The 17,932-nt window shown below is 63.1% G+C and carries 14 protein-coding genes; 11 read left to right on the top strand and 3 right to left on the bottom strand.

Annotated elements, in window-relative coordinates; translation table 11 throughout:
• The first annotated feature begins 73 nt into the window (after positions 1-73).
• The 8 genes from glgX (at position 74) to P3T16_RS02825 (ending at position 11,636) form a co-directional block, all read left to right on the top strand.
• A complete protein-coding gene (glgX, locus tag P3T16_RS02860) occupies positions 74-2,275 on the top strand; it encodes a glycogen debranching protein GlgX (protein WP_429254129.1) in 2,202 nt (733 codons plus the stop codon).
• A 101-nt stretch (positions 2,276-2,376) separates the two neighbouring features.
• The gene (gene treZ, locus P3T16_RS02855) at positions 2,377-4,275 is read left to right on the top strand and encodes a malto-oligosyltrehalose trehalohydrolase (RefSeq protein ID WP_429341099.1); all 1,899 of its coding nucleotides are present in this window, start codon (positions 2,377-2,379) and stop codon (positions 4,273-4,275) included.
• Complete coding sequence (gene malQ / locus P3T16_RS02850) at positions 4,272-6,467, top strand: 4-alpha-glucanotransferase (protein ID WP_429341098.1); 2,196 nt, start codon at positions 4,272-4,274, stop codon at positions 6,465-6,467. Before treZ ends, malQ begins: the two co-directional genes overlap by 4 nt.
• On the top strand, positions 6,464-9,328 hold the full coding sequence (gene treY, locus P3T16_RS02845) for a malto-oligosyltrehalose synthase (RefSeq protein ID WP_429341097.1): 2,865 nt from the start codon (positions 6,464-6,466) through the stop codon (positions 9,326-9,328). Before malQ ends, treY begins: the two co-directional genes overlap by 4 nt.
• 86 nt (positions 9,329-9,414) lie before the next feature.
• The gene (locus P3T16_RS02840) at positions 9,415-9,843 is read left to right on the top strand and encodes a TOBE domain-containing protein (protein ID WP_429341096.1); all 429 of its coding nucleotides are present in this window, start codon (positions 9,415-9,417) and stop codon (positions 9,841-9,843) included.
• A 248-nt stretch (positions 9,844-10,091) separates the two neighbouring features.
• Entirely contained in the window at positions 10,092-10,583 is a 492-nt protein-coding gene (locus P3T16_RS02835; protein ID WP_429341095.1) for a molybdopterin-dependent oxidoreductase, read from the top strand.
• Between the two features lie 18 nt (positions 10,584-10,601).
• Positions 10,602-11,201, top strand: a complete 600-nt coding sequence (locus P3T16_RS02830) for a nitrogen fixation protein NifQ (protein ID WP_429341094.1) — start codon at positions 10,602-10,604, stop codon at positions 11,199-11,201.
• A gap of 111 nt (positions 11,202-11,312) precedes the next feature.
• On the top strand, positions 11,313-11,636 hold the full coding sequence (locus P3T16_RS02825) for a winged helix-turn-helix domain-containing protein (protein ID WP_429254507.1): 324 nt from the start codon (positions 11,313-11,315) through the stop codon (positions 11,634-11,636).
• Between the two features lie 29 nt (positions 11,637-11,665).
• Here the strand turns inward: P3T16_RS02825 and P3T16_RS02820 are convergent, their stop codons facing one another.
• Positions 11,666-13,006, bottom strand: a complete 1,341-nt coding sequence (locus P3T16_RS02820; RefSeq protein WP_429341093.1) for a DUF2325 domain-containing protein — start codon at positions 13,004-13,006, stop codon at positions 11,666-11,668.
• 192 nt (positions 13,007-13,198) lie between these two features.
• On the opposite strand from P3T16_RS02820, the gene P3T16_RS02815 reads away from it, so the two are divergent.
• The 3 genes from P3T16_RS02815 to P3T16_RS02805 all read left to right on the top strand — a co-directional run bounded on the left by P3T16_RS02815 (position 13,199) and on the right by P3T16_RS02805 (position 15,000).
• Positions 13,199-13,705 (top strand): hypothetical protein, encoded by a 507-nt coding sequence (locus tag P3T16_RS02815; protein ID WP_429341092.1) that lies wholly within the window; start codon positions 13,199-13,201, stop codon positions 13,703-13,705.
• Positions 13,706-13,905: 200 nt separating this feature from the next.
• Entirely contained in the window at positions 13,906-14,385 is a 480-nt protein-coding gene (locus P3T16_RS02810; protein WP_429341091.1) for a nuclear transport factor 2 family protein, read from the top strand.
• Between the two features lie 84 nt (positions 14,386-14,469).
• Positions 14,470-15,000 carry a DUF3455 domain-containing protein gene (locus tag P3T16_RS02805; RefSeq protein ID WP_429254119.1) on the top strand — a complete coding sequence of 177 codons (531 nt, stop codon included), beginning with the start codon at positions 14,470-14,472 and terminating at the stop codon, positions 14,998-15,000.
• A gap of 92 nt (positions 15,001-15,092) precedes the next feature.
• On the opposite strand, the gene P3T16_RS02800 is transcribed toward P3T16_RS02805, so the two are convergent.
• Both P3T16_RS02800 and P3T16_RS02795 read right to left on the bottom strand, forming a co-directional pair.
• On the bottom strand, positions 15,093-17,240 hold the full coding sequence (locus tag P3T16_RS02800) for a phosphocholine-specific phospholipase C (protein ID WP_429341090.1): 2,148 nt from the start codon (positions 17,238-17,240) through the stop codon (positions 15,093-15,095).
• A gap of 75 nt (positions 17,241-17,315) precedes the next feature.
• Positions 17,316-17,657: a hypothetical protein gene (locus tag P3T16_RS02795; RefSeq protein WP_429341089.1), complete on the bottom strand. Its 342-nt coding sequence runs from the start codon at positions 17,655-17,657 to the stop codon at positions 17,316-17,318.
• Positions 17,658-17,932 lie beyond the last annotated feature (275 nt).

The following is a 17,932-nucleotide window of genomic DNA, read 5'->3' as shown; positions in this document are numbered from 1 at the left end:
GCGCGTGTCGAAGGCGACGCGCGCCCGGTTGTAGTTCCCGATAGCGCACAAATCAGAACAAGGAACGGGAATCATGTCGCATGCATTGCCCGACCGGCTATTGCCGGGTTCTTCCTACCCGCTTGGGGCCAGCTGGGATGGCCTCGGCGTGAACTTCGCCGTGTTCTCCGCGAACGCGCACCGGATGCAGTTGTGCCTCTTCGACCCGACCGGGCGCAAGGAGCTGACGCGCTTCGACATGCCCGAATCCACCGACGAAGTCTGGCACGGCTATCTGCCGGGCGCGCATCCAGGCACCGTCTACGGTTTTCGTGCTGACGGCCCGTATCAGCCGCAACACGGGCATCGGTTCAATCCACACAAACTGCTGCTCGATCCGTACGCGCGCAAGCTCGTCGGCCAGTTCCGCTGGTCGGACGCGCTCTTTGGTTACCGCGTGCATTCGAACCGGCTCGATCTTTCGATCGATCGTCGCGATTCCGCACCCGCGATGCCGAAGTGCGTCGTCATCGACGAAGCGTTCGACTGGTCGCACGATGCAAGGCCGAACGTGCCGTGGGGCGAGACGGTGATGTACGAGACGCATCTGCGCGGCGCGTCGATGATGCGACCCGATCTGCGTCACCACGAACGCGGTACGTTTGCCGGGCTCACGTCGCCGGAGTTCATCGACCATCTGCTCAAGCTCGGCGTGACTGCAGTGGAGCTACTGCCGGTGCACGCGCTTCTGAACGACCGCTTTCTCGTGAGCCGCGGGCTCCACAACTACTGGGGTTACAACACGGCTGCGTTCTTTGCGCCGGAGCCGTCCTATCTGTCGATGCATCGGCTCGACGAAATGCGCATTGCCGTGCGGCAACTCCATGCAGCCGGTATCGAAGTCATTCTCGACGTGGTCTACAACCACACCTGCGAAGGCAACGAACTGGGGCCGACGGTCTCATGGCGCGGTCTCGACAACGCCAGCTACTACCGCCTGATTCCCGGCGACGAGCGCCACCACATCAACGATACCGGCTGCGGCAACACGCTGAACATGCCGCATCCGCGCGTGTTGCAGATGGTGATGGATTCGTTGCGCTACTGGTCGACTGCGTTCAACATCGACGGCTTCCGTTTCGATCTGGGTGTGACGCTCGGTCGTGAATATTCCGGCTTCGATCCCGGCTCCGGCTTTTTCGATGCGGTCCGTCAGGATCCGGTGCTGTCGCAGCGCAAGCTCATTTCGGAGCCCTGGGATATCGGCCCGGGCGGCTATCAGCTCGGCAATCATCCGCCGGGGTTCTGCGAATGGAACGATCGCTTCCGCGACACCGTGCGCCGTTTCTGGCGCGGCGACGCCGGTCTTCGCCCTGACCTCGCCGCGCGTCTGACAGGATCCGCCGATCTCTTCAACCGGCGCGGCAGAAAGCCATGGGCGTCGGTCAATTTCATTGCATCGCATGACGGCTTCACCCTCGCCGATCTGACCGCCTACGAACAGAAGCACAACGAGGCCAACACCGAAGATAACAACGACGGCCACAACGAGAACTGCAGCAGGAACTGGGGTATCGAAGGGCCGACAGACGATCCCGACATCATCGAAACGCGTGCGCGCGTCGCGCGCTCGATGATCGCGACGCTCTTCACCGCGCTCGGCACGCCCCTCTTTCTCGCCGGCGACGAGTTCGGTCGCACCCAGCAGGGCAACAACAACGCATACTGTCAGGATAACGAGATTTCGTGGCTCGACTGGGAGCGCGCGACGCTTCCAAGCGGTGCGCGGATGACAGAATTCGTCTCACGCGTGATCGCATTGCGTAAGGCGCATCCGCTCTTTCGCGAGACGCGCTTCCTGTCCGGCGATCAAGAAGTGCTGCCTGGACTTTACGATGTTGGCTGGTTCGATGAACGCGGCGAGCCATTGACGATCGAAGCGTGGCAGGACCCCGAAGGACGCGCGCTGACGTTTCGTCGCGCCGGGCCCGATCTCAATGGTCAAACGGAAGTATTGTTGATGATGTTGAACGCATCGTCGGAGGCGCTGGATTTCACGCCGCCTCCGCCGCATCTGGAATGGAATGTGCTGCTCGATACGGCCCGTCCGGAAGCGCCGCCGCATCCGCTTGCAACGCCCAGCCTCGAAGTCGCCGCGCATGCGCTCGTCGTGGTTGGCGCGCTGCCGGTCGGCGACGCGGACTGGCAGGCTGGCTGGCGTGCGGGCGCGCAATATGGACCGCGCCTGTTGACCGCGCTGCCGCCCGATCCGGGTGGCGCGCCGGACCACAATTGAGTCGCGCCGCCGACGTTGCGCACTGGATCGAATGCCGCATCCGCTGACCCACCCGATGCGGCACCCAATCCGGGCGACGTCAAACTGAATGGTGATGAATCATGTCTCAAAGTCCGATTGATCCGCACAAGCGCCATTACGCGCACTGCCTGCCGTTCGGCGCGCAACTGCGCGGCGCGGACAGCCCGCAGCCGCGCACGCGCTTTCGCTTCTGGGCGCCGTCGTGCAGGGTGGTGACGGTTGAGATCGAAGGGGGCGCGCCGACGGCATCAGTCGCGATGACGCCCACCGGCAACGGCTGGTTCGAAGCGGAAGTCGCGTGCGGCGCGGGCACGCTTTATCGATATCGCCTCGATGACGGGCTGACCGTGCCCGATCCGGCGTCCCGTTTCCAGCCGCAGGATGTGCACGGGCCGAGCGAAGTGATCGATCCGCGCGCGTACACGTGGCAGCACACGAACTGGCATGGCCGGCCGTGGGAAGAAACCGTGCTGTACGAGTTGCACGTCGGCGCGCTAGGCGGCTACAAAGGGGTGACGCAGCGTCTGCCGGCGCTCGTCGAACTCGGTGTGACGGCGATCGAGCTGATGCCGGTCAACGACTTCCCTGGCACACGCAACTGGGGCTACGACGGCGTGTTGCCCTACGCGCCCGACTCCAGCTATGGCCGGCCAGAAGATCTGAAAGCGCTGGTCGACCACGCGCATGGCCTCGGGCTGCAGGTGTTTCTTGACGTGGTGTACAACCATTTCGGTCCGGACGGCAACTATCTGCATCAATACGCGAAGTCGTTCTTTCGCGAAGACACGCATACGCCGTGGGGCCCGGCGATCGATTTCGATCGCATCGAAGTGAACGAATTCTTCTGCGACAACGCGCGCTACTGGATCGACGAATATCGCTTCGACGGCCTGCGTCTCGATGCGGTCCACGCGATCGATAACGATGAATGGCTGCGCGAGCTTTCCGATCACGTCCGCGCGCACGTTCAGCATGGCAGACACGTGCATCTCGTGCTGGAGAACGAGCACAACACGGCTGCACTGCTCGACACGCACTTCGACGCGCAATGGAATGACGATGCACACAACACGCTGCACGTGCTGCTGACCGGCGAACACGAAGGCTACTACCACGCGTTCGCGGACCAGCCGATGCAACGCCTCGCGCGGGTGCTCGGCGAAGGCTTCGGCTATCAGGGCGACCCGTCGCCGATCCACGATAACCGGCCGCGCGGCGAGCCGAGCGGCCATCTGCCGCCCACCTCGTTCGTGATGTTTCTGCAGAACCACGATCAGGTCGGCAACCGCGCGATGGGTGAAAGACTGCGCTCGCTATGTTCGCCCGAAGCGTTGCGTGCGGCTACCGGACTCCTGCTGCTGTCGCCGCAGATTCCGCTGCTCTTCATGGATGAAGAATCCGGCTCCGAACAGCCGTTTTTCTTCTTCACCGACTACACCGGCGATCTCGCGGACGCAGTGCGCGAAGGCCGCCGCCGTGAATTCGCACGCTTCTCGGCCTTCAGCGACGAAAAGCGCCGCGCGCAGATTCCCGATCCGAACGATGCACGCACGTTTGCTTCGTCGTCACCGTCGTGGGAAGCGGAGGGCGCCGAACGGCTCGAATGGATGCACTTCTATAAATCGGCCCTGGCCGTTCGCGCGAAACTGGTCACGCCGCGACTCCGGCACACAAAGCCACTGGGCGCACGCGTGCTGCCGGCGCAGACCGGCGGCGACGCGAATGCGCTCATCGCAAGCTGGAAACTCGGCGATGGCGAGCGACTATCCATCGCACTCAATCTTTCGCGCGAAAGCGTGCCGTTCATGGAAATGCCTGCCGGCAAGGTGATTTTCGAAACGCCCGCGCGCGCGCGGGATCGTGTCGTGGCAAAAGAACTGCCGCCGTTTTCGTTCGTCGCGTGGCTGACGGGCGACGTCAGCGGCTACGCCACCGGTCACGACGCACGCAAGGTCGCAGAACCGGAGCCGCACGCGTGAACGCTAACCGACACTCCAGCGAAACACTTGAGAGCCTCGCTGTGCGCGCGGGTTTCGAAGTCCAATGGGGAAACGCGCATGGTGTGATGCAACGCGTACCCGACAGCACGCTCGCTACGCTGCTCGAACGCATGGGATTGCCGTGCAGTAATGCCACGCAACTCCGACAGAGTGCGGCAGCGCTCGACGTCGAAGCGACCGGACGCCGCCTGCCGCCCCTGATGACCGCCGAATGCGAACGCGGCATTGCGTTGCCGGCTGCCGCGGTGAAATCCGGCAGCCGTTACCGCATCGAACTCGAAAGCGGCTCGATTATCGATGGCCGCTTCACAGCGCCAAAAGGGGAAGCCGCGCTGCTTTCGCCGATCAGCGAGGTCGGCTATCACTCGCTCGTCATCAACGAGCAGCGCATGACGCTGGCCGTTGCGCCCAGGCGCTGCTACACCGTCGCTGACGCGTGGCGTGTCATGCATGAGGACACGTCCAGCGTGCCGCCGCTATGGGGCGTAGCCGCGCAGTTGTACGGACTGCGTCGCACGGGCGACGGCGGCATCGGCGATTATTCGGCGCTCACCGCGCTTGCGATCGAAAGCGCGAAACGTGGCGCGCACGCGCTCGCAGTCAGCCCCACGCATGCGATGTTCAGCGCCGAGCCGGAACGGTTCAGTCCGTATTCGCCGTCGTCGCGGTTGTGGTTGAACGTGCTGCATATCGATCCTGCCGCTGTGTTCGGCGCGGAAGCCGCGCGTGCGGCAATCGTCAAGGTAGAGGCCGGCGAAACCTGGTCGCAACTCGAAGCGTTGCCGCTGATCGACTGGCCGGCCGCGGCCGTGCTGAAACTCAAGGTATTGCGGACGCTTTTCGAACATTTCTGCGTTCACGAGCGCGCGCAGGACGCGCCACGTGCGCTCGAATTCCACGGCTTCTGCACGCGCGGCGGACGCGCGCTCGAAGATCACGCACGCTTCGAGGCGTTGCAGGCCGCGCAACTTGCAGCGCCGGACGGCGACGGTCACTGGCGCAACTGGCCGGAAACCCTGCGCGATCCGCGCAGCGAAGAAGTCGAAGCGTTCGCGCAGGCGCATCGTCACGAAGTCGAGTTTCATCTGTTCCTGCAGTGGCTCGCTGCGAAAGGGCTCTCGCACGCGCAGCATGCGGCGTGCGATGCCGGCATGGCCGTCGGATTGATCGCCGACCTCGCGGTAGGCTGCGACAGCGCCGGCAGTCATGCATGGTCGTATCGCGACGAAATGCTGACAGGCGTATCGGTCGGCGCGCCGCCCGATCTGTTCAATCAGGCGGGCCAGGCGTGGGGGCTCACTACGTTTTCACCGCGCGCGATGCGCACGCAGGGTTTCGCCGCGTTCATCGACATGCTGCGCGCCGCGTTCGCGCACGCAGGCGGCGTGCGCATCGATCACATTCTCGGCTTGCGGCGTCTGTGGCTCGTGCCAGACGGCGAAAAAGCGGCCAACGGCGCGTATCTGCGCTATCCGCTTGAAGACATGCTGCGTCTGATCGCGCTCGAATCGTGGCGTCACCGCGCGATCGTGATCGGCGAGGATCTCGGCACCGTGCCGCCGGGCTTTCGTGAACGGCTCACGGAACATGGCCTTGCCGGTATCCGCGTGCTGTGGTTCGAATATGCCGGCTGGGGTCAGGGCTTCAAGGCGCCGCAACATTGGGACCGCGACGCGGTGTCCACCACGACCACGCACGATCTGCCGACGGTCGCCGGCTGGTGGCTGGGCGCGGATATCGACTGGCGCAACCGGATCGGGCAAACTTCCGCCCGGGCCGACGGCCGCGATCCGGTCGCGCTTGCGCACGAAGAACGCGCTAACGATCGCGACGCATTGTGGCGCGCGTTTCAGGCGGCAGGCGTCGCCGCGCGCGATGTGCCCCCGCCGCCGCTTAACAGCCCACCCGTCGACGAGGCGCTGGCGTTTGTGTCGGCGACGCCGGCGCCACTCGCGATATTTCCGCTGGAGGACCTGCTCGCGCTCGCGGACCAGCCCAACCTGCCCGGCTCAATCGACGAGCATCCGAACTGGCGTCGCCGCCTCGCGCTGCCGGTCGACGAGCTCTTCAGGGACGCGACATTCTGCGACCGTCTGCTCGCGGTCGATGCCGCGCGCGCGGCATCCGCTCCCGCTTCTTCCCCCGCTTCTTCACCGTCTGACACACCATGACTGTTCCACGCTCCACGCTCAGACTGCAGTTCCATCGCGACTTTACGTTCGACGATGCGCTCGCGCACGTCGAATACTTCGCCGCGCTCGGCATCAGCCATCTGTACGCTTCACCGGTCACGACTGCCGTGCCGGGTTCGATGCACGGTTACGACACCATCGACTACACCGAGGTCAACGCCGAACTCGGCGGCGAAGCAGGCCTGAAACGTCTTGTCGAAAAGCTGCGCGCGCATGGCATGGGGCTCATCGTCGACATCGTGGCGAATCACATGGGTGTAGGCGGCCCGGGCAACGCATGGTGGCAGGACATCCTCGAATGGGGGCGGCATAGCGCGTACGCGCGGTACTTCGACGTCGACTGGCATTCGCCTGACCCTGCGTTGCGCGGCAAGGTGCTGCTGCCTTGCCTCGGCGCATCGTATGGCGACGAGCTTGCGTCTGGTCACATCGCGTTGCGCTTTTCCGCGGATACGGGCCGCTTTTTCATCGCGTATCACGACCACGTGTTCCCGGTCTGCCCGATCGAATACGCGAGCATCCTGAAGGCTGTGGAACGCGCCGATCTGGTCGCGCTCGCGGACCGCTTCAGCGGCCTCACCACGCAGCCCGCCGACCAGCCACGCGCCGCCGAAGGCATCAATGCGCTACGTGAGTTCGTCGCGCAGAACGGTCTGCCGGCGATCGAACTCGCGCTGGAAACATTCAATCCGGCCGATCCGGTGACACGGGAGCGGCTGCATCGCCTGCTCGAACGACAGCATTATCGTCTCGCGTGGTGGCGCACCGCCGCCGACGAAGTCAACTGGCGGCGCTTTTTCGACATCAGCACGCTCGCGGGTGTGCGCGTCGAACGCCCCGAAGTATTCGACGCAGTGCATGCGCTGATTTTCCGGCTGTACGCGGAAGGCGTCATTGATGGCGTGCGGGTCGATCATGTCGATGGACTGGCCGAGCCACGCGAATACTGTCAGCGGTTGCGTCAGCGGCTTAACGAACTGCGTGAAGGCAATCCGTATTTCGTCGTCGAGAAAATTCTCGCCCGGGGCGAGCCGTTGCGCGATGACTGGCCCGTCGATGGCACGACCGGTTACGACTTCATGAACGATGTCGGCGCGTTACTGCATGATCCGGAAGGCGCTGAGCCGCTGGCCGCGACTTGGGCGGAACTGACGGGCCGTAGCGCCTCGTTCGCGGACGAGGCGTTGATCGCTCGTCGCAAGATGCTTGCTGAGAATCTTGCGGCCGAACTGGATCGTGCGGCACGCGCGCTGCATCGCATCGCGCGCGACCAGCTTTCGACACGCGATTTCACCTTTACCGCGATCCGGCGCGCGTTGACCGAACTGGTCGTGCATTTCCCCGTGTATCGCATCTATCCGCAGAACAGCGTGCGCAGCGAAGTCGACACGATCTATTTCAATCAGGCATTCGACGCTGCAAGGCGCGCGCTGGCGCGCGGCGATCACGTCGTGCTGGAACGCATCGGCGAATGGCTTGGCGGTGCAAGTTCAGATGAAGGCAGCGGTGGCGCTGCACGTGCACAAACCGTGCAGCAGGGAAGCAACGGCAGTAACGCATCGAGTCATTCGGGATCGTCGCGACGCACTGCGCAAACGGTCTTCTCGCAGCTCACCGCGCCGGTGGCCGCAAAGGCCGTCGAAGACACGGCGTGCTATCGCTACGGGCGTCTGTTGTCGCGCAATGAAGTCGGCGCAGATCCGGGCGAGTTCGCGCTGACCGTCGAGCAGTTTCACGCGAGCAATCTCGAACGCGCGCGGCGCTTTCCACACGCGATGCTGGCCACCGCGACGCACGATCATAAACGTGGCGAAGATGTGCGCGCGCGGCTTGCCGTGCTGAGCGAAATTCCTCAGGAATGGGGCGCTACGTTGCGTGGCTGGTCGACATTGAACGCGCCGCATCGTCGTGAATTGAAAGGCAACAGCGACGTTACCGGCGCCCCGGCTGCGCATACGTGGGCGCCAGGCCCCGACGCAGAAGCGATGCTGTATCAGACACTGGTTGGCTGCTGGCCGACTGAACTCGCGCCCGGTGATGAAGCAGGCGTGAAGGCGCTGGCCGAACGCGTCGCGCAATGGCAGCTGAAGGCGCTGCGCGAAGCGAAGCTGCGCACAAACTGGCTCGCGCCCGACGAAGCATACGAAAACGCCTGCCGCGAGTTTCTGTTCGACATTCTCGCGCCGCAACGCCGTGATGGCTTTCTGCGCGAACTGCATGCGTTTGTCGAACGGATCAGTGCGGCGGGTGCGATCAACAGCCTGCAACAGACAGTGCTTCGACTCGCGTCGCCCGGCGTGCCCGATCTGTATCAGGGCACGGAATTGTGGGACTTCAGTCTCGTTGACCCCGACAATCGACGGCCTGTCGATTTCGCGCAGCGGCAAAAATGGCTCGTCGCGACGCCGCCGTCCGAACAACTCGCCAACTGGCGCGACGGTCGCGTGAAGCTGGGTGTCGTGCAGCGGATGCTCGCGTTGCGCGCACATCTGCCTGCGCTGCCGGATCAGGGCGTCTACATGCCGCTGCAGATTCGTGGCAGCCGGGCCGCGCATGTCATCGCGTTCGCGCGCCGCTATGGGAACGCGTATGGCATCGTCATCGCAACGCGTCTTGCCGCAACGTTGCTCGATGCGAGCGCCCGTACACCGCTTGTCGATCCCGAACGATGGGGCGATACGGCCGTCGAGACGCCGGAGGCGCTGGCTTCGCGCGCGCTGTTCGACTGGTTGAGTCCAGGCGCGCCGAAGGTCGATGAATCGGGTCTGCTTTACCTGCGCGATGCGCTGGTGGCGATGCCAGTTGCGATGCTTGTGGAAGAAGGCGTGCCATCGGTGTAACCCTGGTTTCCTCAGGTACACTTGGGCAGCTTCCTAAACCCGACCTCCCGTGATCGCTTCGACGGGATTTTCACACGGAGACAGAAATGCGCACGAGTGCCCGCAATCATTTTTCTGGTCGGGTCACGAGCGTCAAGGCCGGCGCCGTCAACGACGAAATCTCGCTGCGCACGCAGGATGGCCTCGATATCGTCGCCGTCATCACGCACGGCAGCGCCGCAGCGCTGGGTCTGGAGGCTGGCAAACCGGCCTTTGCACTGGTGAAGGCTTCATCGGTGCTCGTGGTGGTCGACGTCGACGGCAGCAAGGTGTCGGCGCGCAACTTCGTCGCCGGCACGGTGTCTTCCGTGAACAAGGGCGCGGTCAACGCCGAGGTCATCATTGCGGCGGCAGGTGGCGCCCAGATTGCGGCGATCATCACCAACGATAGCGTCGACCGGCTCGGCCTCGCCAGCGGCAAGGCTGCGGCGGCGATATTCAAGGCGTCGAGCGTGATTGTCGGCGTGGATCAGTAATCGCCTCTTTTCGTTCACGTCGGCCGCCGCAGGGGTGGTCGACGTCGCGTTTCACCTGAGCGGAAACGTGCGCACGTAGCGCGTCCCGCCCGACGCCGCGCGATCGACGACATACGCGCAAAGATCAGAATATGCCCGCGGATATGATGCATATCGTGCAATCTCACGTGCCTCCGTACACGATCGCAGCGTAATATACGTAGAGATATAGCGACGTCAAGCCGGATCGGCCGACGGAGGAAACGAGGATGGGCACGGCAGATACAGCGGCGGCATTTGCGGCGAACACAACCGAAGGCACGATTTCGCTGACCGGCGACGTATTGCGTCCAATGTCGCTATCGGTGGAAGAACTGAAGGCACGCGCGAACGTGCTCGCCGATCCATTCGACCTGCGGTGCTTCACGACGAACCGTTTTATTCGAACGGTCGATCGTTATCGCGGTGTGCTGCTGAGAGAGCTAATCAACCTGGCGGGCCTGCGCTGCGATTCGCCGGGCGACTTCAAGCGGATGGTATTCATCGCGAGCGCCCACGACGGATATGCGGTCACGTTTTCGTGGCACGAACTGTTCAATACACCGGTAGGTGAACAGGTGCTGGTGGCATACGAATGTGGTGGCAAGCCGCTGGATGCGGATCATGGCGCGCCGGTGCTTTTTTCAGGAGCGGACATTTTGCCCGCGCCGCGTCACGTGAAGCGGCTCGCGCGTATCGAAACGCGGGTGCTCAGGCCTTAGGCGCGCTGTGTCGCTATCATGACCGACCACTTGCCCCAGGAAGACCTGCCATCGCCAAACACGGCGGCTGGCGCGTCAAGCCTCGACGAGGCTTGCGCCGCACGGCGCACTGCGGACGGACGATTGTTTGCCCGATTGATTGCGGCGCGTGACTTACGCGGCGAAATGGCGCTGCTTGGCATCGCAGAGCGCGAACTACATCGACTCTTCAAGCGGCATTTCACAAGCGACGCTACGCCGCCGCGGATTCCCGGGTTGCCGGCTACGTTGCCCTCTCCCGCGCACCAGCATTTCGTGGACATGCTCACCGCGTTGCTGCTCAAGCACGCAAGCCAGTCGGTGAATGAAGACGACGCGCGTTGCCTCGCGGCCATCATCGCGCATGCCTGCCTGAGGCCGGATCATCTGTGGCGTGACCTCGGGCTAAGCGGTCGCGACGACGTGACATCGATGCTTGAGCGGTTTTTCCCGACGCTTGTCACTCGCAATTCGACGAACCTGCGATGGAAGAAGTTTCTCGCACTTGAACTCGCGCTTGCGACAGGAACAGAACCCGGCCCGGCACCAGGTTGCCCCGGCTGCGAAGATTTCGGCTACTGTTTTCCACGCGCCATTTGACGCCCCGTCATGCGCGAACGCGCATCGCCATCGTGTATGCTTTCGCGCATGGCTAAACCCGCAAATGAAATGAAGACTCCGGCAAAAGCCCGGCCCGAGGTGCGCTTTCGAATGCGCATCCAGCAGGCGGGCACGATCGCGCTCGGCCCCGGCAAGGTATCGCTGCTCGAAGCCGTGCAGGAGCACGGCTCGATTTCGGCGGCCGCGCGCAGCCTCAACATGTCGTATCGGCGCGCGTGGCTGCTGATGGACGAACTGAACCGCTCGCTCAAATCACCCGCGACGGTTTCAGAGCACGGCGGCCAGAGCGGCGGCGGCAGCGTTTTGACACCCGTCGGCGAGGAAATCATCCGCCTGTATCGCGACATCGAAGCGCAGGCGGCCGCCGCCTGTTCCGGACAGATCGCCGCGCTGACGAAGCTCGTCAAGCGCTGACCTGCTGCACGTCAAAACTCGTTAGCGATTCAGCCGTGCCGCAGGCAGAATCGCGACGCGCGCGGTGTAGCCGCAGTTCCTGAAGACGCCGCATGGATGCGCGTCACCAGTTCGACAAAGCTCGCTATGCTGGCGGTGCGCAATGGGTAATACGTCACCTGATGCCGCTCGCACACGCGCTTGAGCGTGTTCATCGAATCGTGGTCCACGCAGTCGACCGGGAATACCACCATGTCAGCGCGCGGCAACGCGGCGGCGAGCAGGCCTTTGCGGTCTTCCACGCCGCCGTCGTGCAACGTCAGTTCTCCGCCAGCCGACTCAACGATACGCCTGAGCGCCGCGTTCGATCCCGGACGTCCACCCACGTACACAACCCGCTTTCCGTTTAGCGCGTCGAGCAGCGCCTGGTGCGCGTCGGGTTCGTCGGCGGAAAGTTGCATCGTTCGCTCCATTGCGCTCGCTTCAGCCTGCACGACGTCGAGCAGTGCGAGCGTCTCGTCGAGACTTCCACGGAGCGCCTGTGCGTGCTCCTGCTCCTTCGCCGCGCGTTGCGCGGCCGCTTCACGCCGGCTCGTATGAAGCGCGAGACGCGCGTCGCGCGCAGCAAGCGCGTCGCGCAGTGTCGATACTTCGGCTTGCAGACCGGCCTGGTCCGGTTCTTTCCGTCGCTCGACCTGAGCGGTCAGCTGGGCAATCTGCGACGCGAGATCGCGAATCGACGCGTCCCGCTGGATGCTCATTTCATGCAAACGCTTCTGCTGCCGTTCGACCCGGTCACGAAGCGTCGCGTTTTCCTCTTCCAGCGCGACAAGCCGGCGGATATCCGCGCGGTTCGCCGCGCCCACCAGATGCGAGAGCATGTGAAGCTCGCCGAACGCCACCTGCCGCACGTGTAGTGAGGCTTGTGGATGCGTCATCAGTGCCCAGTACGCGGGCGGAATATCGCCGCTCCTAAGCGCTTCACCCCACATCGCAAGCACGGCTTCCTCGTCGCGCGCCTTGTCGAAGCGACGTATCGCGCCAGCGTAGCGCTCATCCAGCGCCTTGTGCAGCGCCTTGCCGCCTGCACCGCCCTCGATGGCCAGCTCGACCGCCGCGTGGTGAATCTCGAGGTCACTTGCGCGCTGCCGGTCGAGATCGACAAATTTCGGCACCAGCTTGCGTAGTTCGTGCGTCGTCAGGCAGGTGCCAATGACCGAGCAATGCAGATGCGAATCAAGTTCCGCAAGACGGGTGCGGCGCCCTGGGCGGGTGAGTTGCGATCTGGTCGACTGACAGCAGACGTCGCCCGGCCGCGGATAGCTTCCAGCGTCTTCACCGGGCTGGCCGATGCCCGGTGCGCGAGCGAGGCGAAACGGAGGAGCGTGCATGATGACCTCGAATCCTGTTCGGGTTCCACGGCGGTTTTCACGCGATCGATAACGCGTCTCCACCGTGCGACTTCATGGCATCGAAATATACTACCGAATATAACGACTCAAAATTGTCTGCCTTGCGCAATAGAGGCGTGCATCGGCGGTGGTTTACGTTTGCGAAACGCGATCAGGAAGACGCGCTGGAAAATGCTGTTTCAGCACATGGTCGACGCAGAGACCAACAAATGTCGCGTCGAGCCGTTCGAACTCGTTGATGACCTTGTGCATCGCCTCGGCATTCAGGCTCAGCGAAGCCGAGAAAATGACGTCGCGACGCTGTCCTGCCAATCGCGCATCCCTGATCGCGGTTCTCAGTTCGCGAAGGCGATCGAATCCCGCCCCTTCGGCCTGTCGCGAAAGGATCGAGAGCAGTTCGTGCAATGCAAGCGCATCGGCCCCGGCGGCCAGTTGCGCATCGCCTTCTTCAGCGAACATGCGGACAAAACGCAGCACGCTGTTCTGCAACCGCCGGAAAGCATCCACGACGTCCCGGATCAACTCGGCGCGTTCGAGGTCCGATGCCGGCTTTTGCGCCGTGATAGTCGACGAAATATCGCCCGACGGCTGGCCGGGATGGATCGATCGTTCAAAAACCGCGTGCCGGCTGCGGACCAATCTCCACCTCCACTTGATGTTCACCTTTCGCCGCCCTGAGCAAATCCGGTTCGACAGGCGCACCGTTGTATACTAACGGATATAACGAATAACGGTAAATTCCCTCAGCACGCTGGCTGTCGCTGGACAGGCATCGTGGTTGCAGGCACCCTGAGGCCCGACGATGCACTTTCTGCGGCCTGTAGCCTGACAGACACGGCGTGCCGAATTTTCCAGGGACACACGGGGAGATCATAAAAATGAACCATGCCAACGCAGCACTGATCGAGCGCTTCTATCAGGCGTTCCAGCGAAGGGACGCAGAAGCGATGAGCGCCTGCTACGCCGAAAACATCACATTCAGCGACCCCGTATTTGGCGAGCTGCACGGCAGCGAGGCCGGAGACATGTGGCGCATGCTCACCGAACGTGCGCAAGACTTTGCCATTTCCTTCAGCGAGGTCGAAGCCACCGACCTCGACGGAAGCGCAAACTGGGTGGCGCGTTACGTATTTACGCAAAGCGGCCGGCCGGTGGTCAATCACGTCCGGTCGCGCTTCCGCTTTCGCGACGGGAAGATTGTCGAGCAGCGCGACACGTTCGATCTGTGGGGATGGACACGGCAGGCACTGGGAATCAAGGGTACGCTGCTGGGGTGGACGCCCCTTATCCAGGGCGCGATACGCAAACAGGCACGACGCGGACTCGCAATCTGGCGCGCCCGTTCCGCGCGCGGCTGACCGTTCGAATCGCGCTGCAGGCCAGGGCAGCCCGGCGCCCTGCTGCCCGCAAACCACTTATCCGACCTTCGCCACGGAGGACATATGCCACGCAGCGTTCATCAACCGGACCGGCTGGTTCGTCTTGCCATCGGCTGCACAGCGCTCACGGCCTGTTGCATCGCGATAGCACAGACAGCCGAGCCACCCGCGCTTCAACCCGCCGACGCGCAGCATGTGGTTGCGTCGCTCAGCGCATCCGGTGTGCAGATCTACGTGTGCAAGCCCGATCAAAACAATCATCTGGCGTGGACTTTCAAGGCGCCGCAGGCTGACCTGTACGACGGATCCGGAAAGCTGGTGGTAAAGCACTATGCGGGCCCGAGCTGGGAAGCACCGGATGGCAGCAGGATCACCGGTAAGGTGCTGCAGCAGGCGCCGAATACGCAACAGCCAGGCAGCATTCCGCTGCTGCTGTTGCAGGCGACCAATGCAGGCGGACCAGGCCAGCTCGCCTCGGTGCGCTATGTCCAGCGCTGGAACACGCGTGGCGGCGTCGCGCCGCTTCATCCCTGTACGCAGGAAGGTCAGGAAGGTCGCAGCCCCTATCTCGCCGACTACGTCTTTCTGGACTAGCAGCAGCGCTGACGAAGGCACTACAGCCCCGGAGCATCAAGACATCGCCCCGGGGCACGCCATCACCTGCAATCAACCCAGCAACGCGACATTCAGCTTGCCGCGATGACCGGTGCGACAGCCGCCGGATCGCTGATGCTCGGCCGGCCGTTTTCCACGTGTCCCGCAAGACGTCGAATGAAGACATCGTCGTCATTGCTTGTGACAGTCAGGTCGTACCAATGATGGCTCGCCGCGAGAATCCACGGCTCCTCGATCTGGCCGCCCGGCGGAACGATGACGGGACGCGGATGCGCGCCATAAGCGTTATCGACCACCGAGAGCCGCGCAAACCCGTCACCATGATTCGTGAAGCGCAGGAACACGTTACCGTTCGCGACGTCGTAGTGCGTCTTGACCTCGATCTGCGCGGACCTGTTATGCCGGTTGTTGCCCTGCGTCTGATCCTGCGCCTGCGCCGCGGCGTTGCCCGCAAACTGGCGTACGAAACCGTTCGGCCCATACACCGTGAACGCGTACACGCCAGCCGTCGATGTGAGATCGAACGTTTCCTTTAACGACTTGCCTGCTTCGACGGTATAACGCCACGGGCCATCGGTGCGGTTCGTCGAATACACGTAGAAGTGCGCGCCCTGATCGCCGGTGTTGCCGAACTCAAGCACAAGACTGTTCTGTTTCCCCTCGACGTGCCCGTTCACATGAAGCTCGTAAGGCAGCGCGCGGGCAAAACGGATCCCCGGTTCCTGCGCATCGATCGGGCCCGGCGTAGCCGGCACCGAAGGCGGCGGCTGCGTTGCACACTGGTTGTCGGCGATGCTTTTGTAGTTGCTTGTGTCAGGCAGCGGCGGCATCTTTGCATCGGGCGTGCGGAAATCGAACGCAGCCGTCAGATCGCCACACACCGCGCGACGCCACGGCGTGATATTCGGCTCATGCACGTCAAAGCGCGCTTCGATGAAGCGGATCACCGACGTGTGATCGAATACCTGCGAGCACACGAAACCGCCCTTGCTCCACGGCGACACGATTGTCATCGGCACGCGTGGGCCGAGGCCGTACGGCAGGTTGTCGGCCGTATAGCTGCCGCCGCGGCCCGGATTCACAACGTTATGAATCTCGCCGTCGGTCGTCACCGTCGAAAGCCCCTGCACGCGTGAAGTTGCCGGCTGCGGTGGCACGAGGTGATCGAAGAAACCGTCGTTCTCGTCGTACATGATGAAGAGAACAGTCTTGCTCCAGACTTCGGGGTTTGCCGTCAGTGCATCGAGAATCTGCGACGTGTATTCAGCGCCGTAAGCCGGCGTGTATTTCGGATGCTCGGAAAACGCGGCCGGCGGACACAGCCACGACACCTGCGGCAGTTTGTTCGCGAGCACGTCGGCCTTCAGATCGTCGAGCGTGCGCACGGCATTCGCGCGCTGCTGCAACGACGAGCCCTGCGGCGCGTTGATCACGTTCGCGAAGTTCTGCAGGACGTTGGTGCCATAGTTGCCGTTCAGCGGATCAGCGCCCGTCAGGCCCTGCTGATAGATCTGCCACGAAATGCCCGCGGCTTCCAGGCGTTCCGGATAGGTCGTCCACGACAGCAGCTGATAGTTCGGCGGCCCGTCGCCGTCGACGTAATCGTTGTTGTCGAGAAGCGGCCCGCCCATCGTGCCGGTCGGGTCTACGGTGCCCGTCATCAGATAGGACCGGTTCGGGTGCGTCGGGCCAGGCAGCGAGCAGAAGTACGCGTCGCACACGGTGAATGCGTCGGCGAGTGCGTAGTGAAACGGTATATCGCTGCGCAGGTGATAGCCCATCGTCATGTCGGTCTTGGTGGCCGGCCACTGGTCGTAGCGGCCGCCGTCGATCGCGGCGTGGGTCTTGTACCATGAGTGATCGAGGTCACCGACACACTGTGCGCTCGTCGTCTGCGTGTTCAGGTGAAACGGTAGCACGGGCTTTGCTGGATCGGCCTTCGACGGTTGATACCACACCGGCTTGCCGCCTGGCAGCGGGATCGGGAAGCGGTCGTTATAGCCGCGCACGCCGCGCATATGGCCGAAGTAGTGGTCGAACGAACGGTTCTCCTGCATGAACACGACGATGTGTTCCACATCGCGGATCGTGCCGGTGCGCGATGCCGCCGGTACGGCAAGCGCGTTTCTGATCGATTCGGGTAACGCAGTCATCGCGGCGGCCGCGCCAGCGGACGTCGCGACGGTTTGCAGGAAACGGCGACGGCTATTCGAAGTCATTGTTGATCACCTTCGTCTTGGGGGTAAAGGGGGACGGTGTTCAAGGCGCGCGCGTTCAGCCACAACGTGGCGCGGCTAGTTGCTATTGTCGCCCGGTGCGTAGCGCAGCACGGGCGCAACCTGACGGTTGTCGGCGGCGAGGCTCGCCTGCACGTCGGCGACCGCGCCGTCTGACGCTGCGTCGGGTAAGGCGGCGAATGATGCGGACGCGCCTTCTGCAACGGCGCCGCCGGCGTTCTGCAACTGCGGCGATGCCGACGAAGAATCGCGCGACCCAGCGCCCTGCGCGTCGCGTTGTGTGTCGCTTTGCGCATTGCCTGGGGAGCTTGCATCGCCCGCACCACAAGCGCTGAGCGTGGTCACCGCGATCATTAGAAGCGAGGCCGTCAGCGTGGATAAGGCGGTATGAGCAGTCATCTGGACATCCCTGTCTCGAACGGGTTCGGCAACGACAACTTCGGGCAATCGAAGGTCATTCGCTATCGGGAATGAAGTGTCCAGTTAGTTGAAGAAAAAATTGTGAAACGTTTGCGAGCCGCATAAGAATGTGTGCTGCGTTTGCACATCGAAAGATTAAAGAAAGGAAAAGCAGATGAATCCGGCTTGCGGCACACTGCATACACGCGCGCACTCAAGCCGATAAAATCGGACACTGCCCCGATCGATGCGTCTGCCGCAAGACATGACTTCGA

The sequence above is a fragment of the Paraburkholderia sp. GAS42 genome (genome assembly GCF_050436565.1).
GTDB lineage: Bacteria > Pseudomonadota > Gammaproteobacteria > Burkholderiales > Burkholderiaceae > Paraburkholderia.
This window is presented reverse-complemented; position numbering and strand designations above follow the sequence as displayed.

Coding starts and splice junctions, on each gene's coding strand:
- glgX (WP_429254129.1), top strand. CDS start 74: ATGTCGCATGCATTGCCCGACCGGCTATTGCCGGGTTCTTCCTACCCG.
- treZ (WP_429341099.1), top strand. CDS start 2,377: ATGTCTCAAAGTCCGATTGATCCGCACAAGCGCCATTACGCGCACTGC.
- treY (WP_429341097.1), top strand. CDS start 6,464: ATGACTGTTCCACGCTCCACGCTCAGACTGCAGTTCCATCGCGACTTT.
- P3T16_RS02840 (WP_429341096.1), top strand. CDS start 9,415: ATGCGCACGAGTGCCCGCAATCATTTTTCTGGTCGGGTCACGAGCGTC.
- P3T16_RS02835 (WP_429341095.1), top strand. CDS start 10,092: ATGGGCACGGCAGATACAGCGGCGGCATTTGCGGCGAACACAACCGAA.
- P3T16_RS02830 (WP_429341094.1), top strand. CDS start 10,602: ATGACCGACCACTTGCCCCAGGAAGACCTGCCATCGCCAAACACGGCG.
- P3T16_RS02825 (WP_429254507.1), top strand. CDS start 11,313: ATGCGCATCCAGCAGGCGGGCACGATCGCGCTCGGCCCCGGCAAGGTA.
- P3T16_RS02820 (WP_429341093.1), bottom strand. CDS start 13,006: ATGCACGCTCCTCCGTTTCGCCTCGCTCGCGCACCGGGCATCGGCCAG.
- P3T16_RS02815 (WP_429341092.1), top strand. CDS start 13,199: ATGCTGTTTCAGCACATGGTCGACGCAGAGACCAACAAATGTCGCGTC.
- P3T16_RS02810 (WP_429341091.1), top strand. CDS start 13,906: ATGAACCATGCCAACGCAGCACTGATCGAGCGCTTCTATCAGGCGTTC.
- P3T16_RS02805 (WP_429254119.1), top strand. CDS start 14,470: ATGCCACGCAGCGTTCATCAACCGGACCGGCTGGTTCGTCTTGCCATC.
- P3T16_RS02800 (WP_429341090.1), bottom strand. CDS start 17,240: ATGACTTCGAATAGCCGTCGCCGTTTCCTGCAAACCGTCGCGACGTCC.
- P3T16_RS02795 (WP_429341089.1), bottom strand. CDS start 17,657: ATGACTGCTCATACCGCCTTATCCACGCTGACGGCCTCGCTTCTAATG.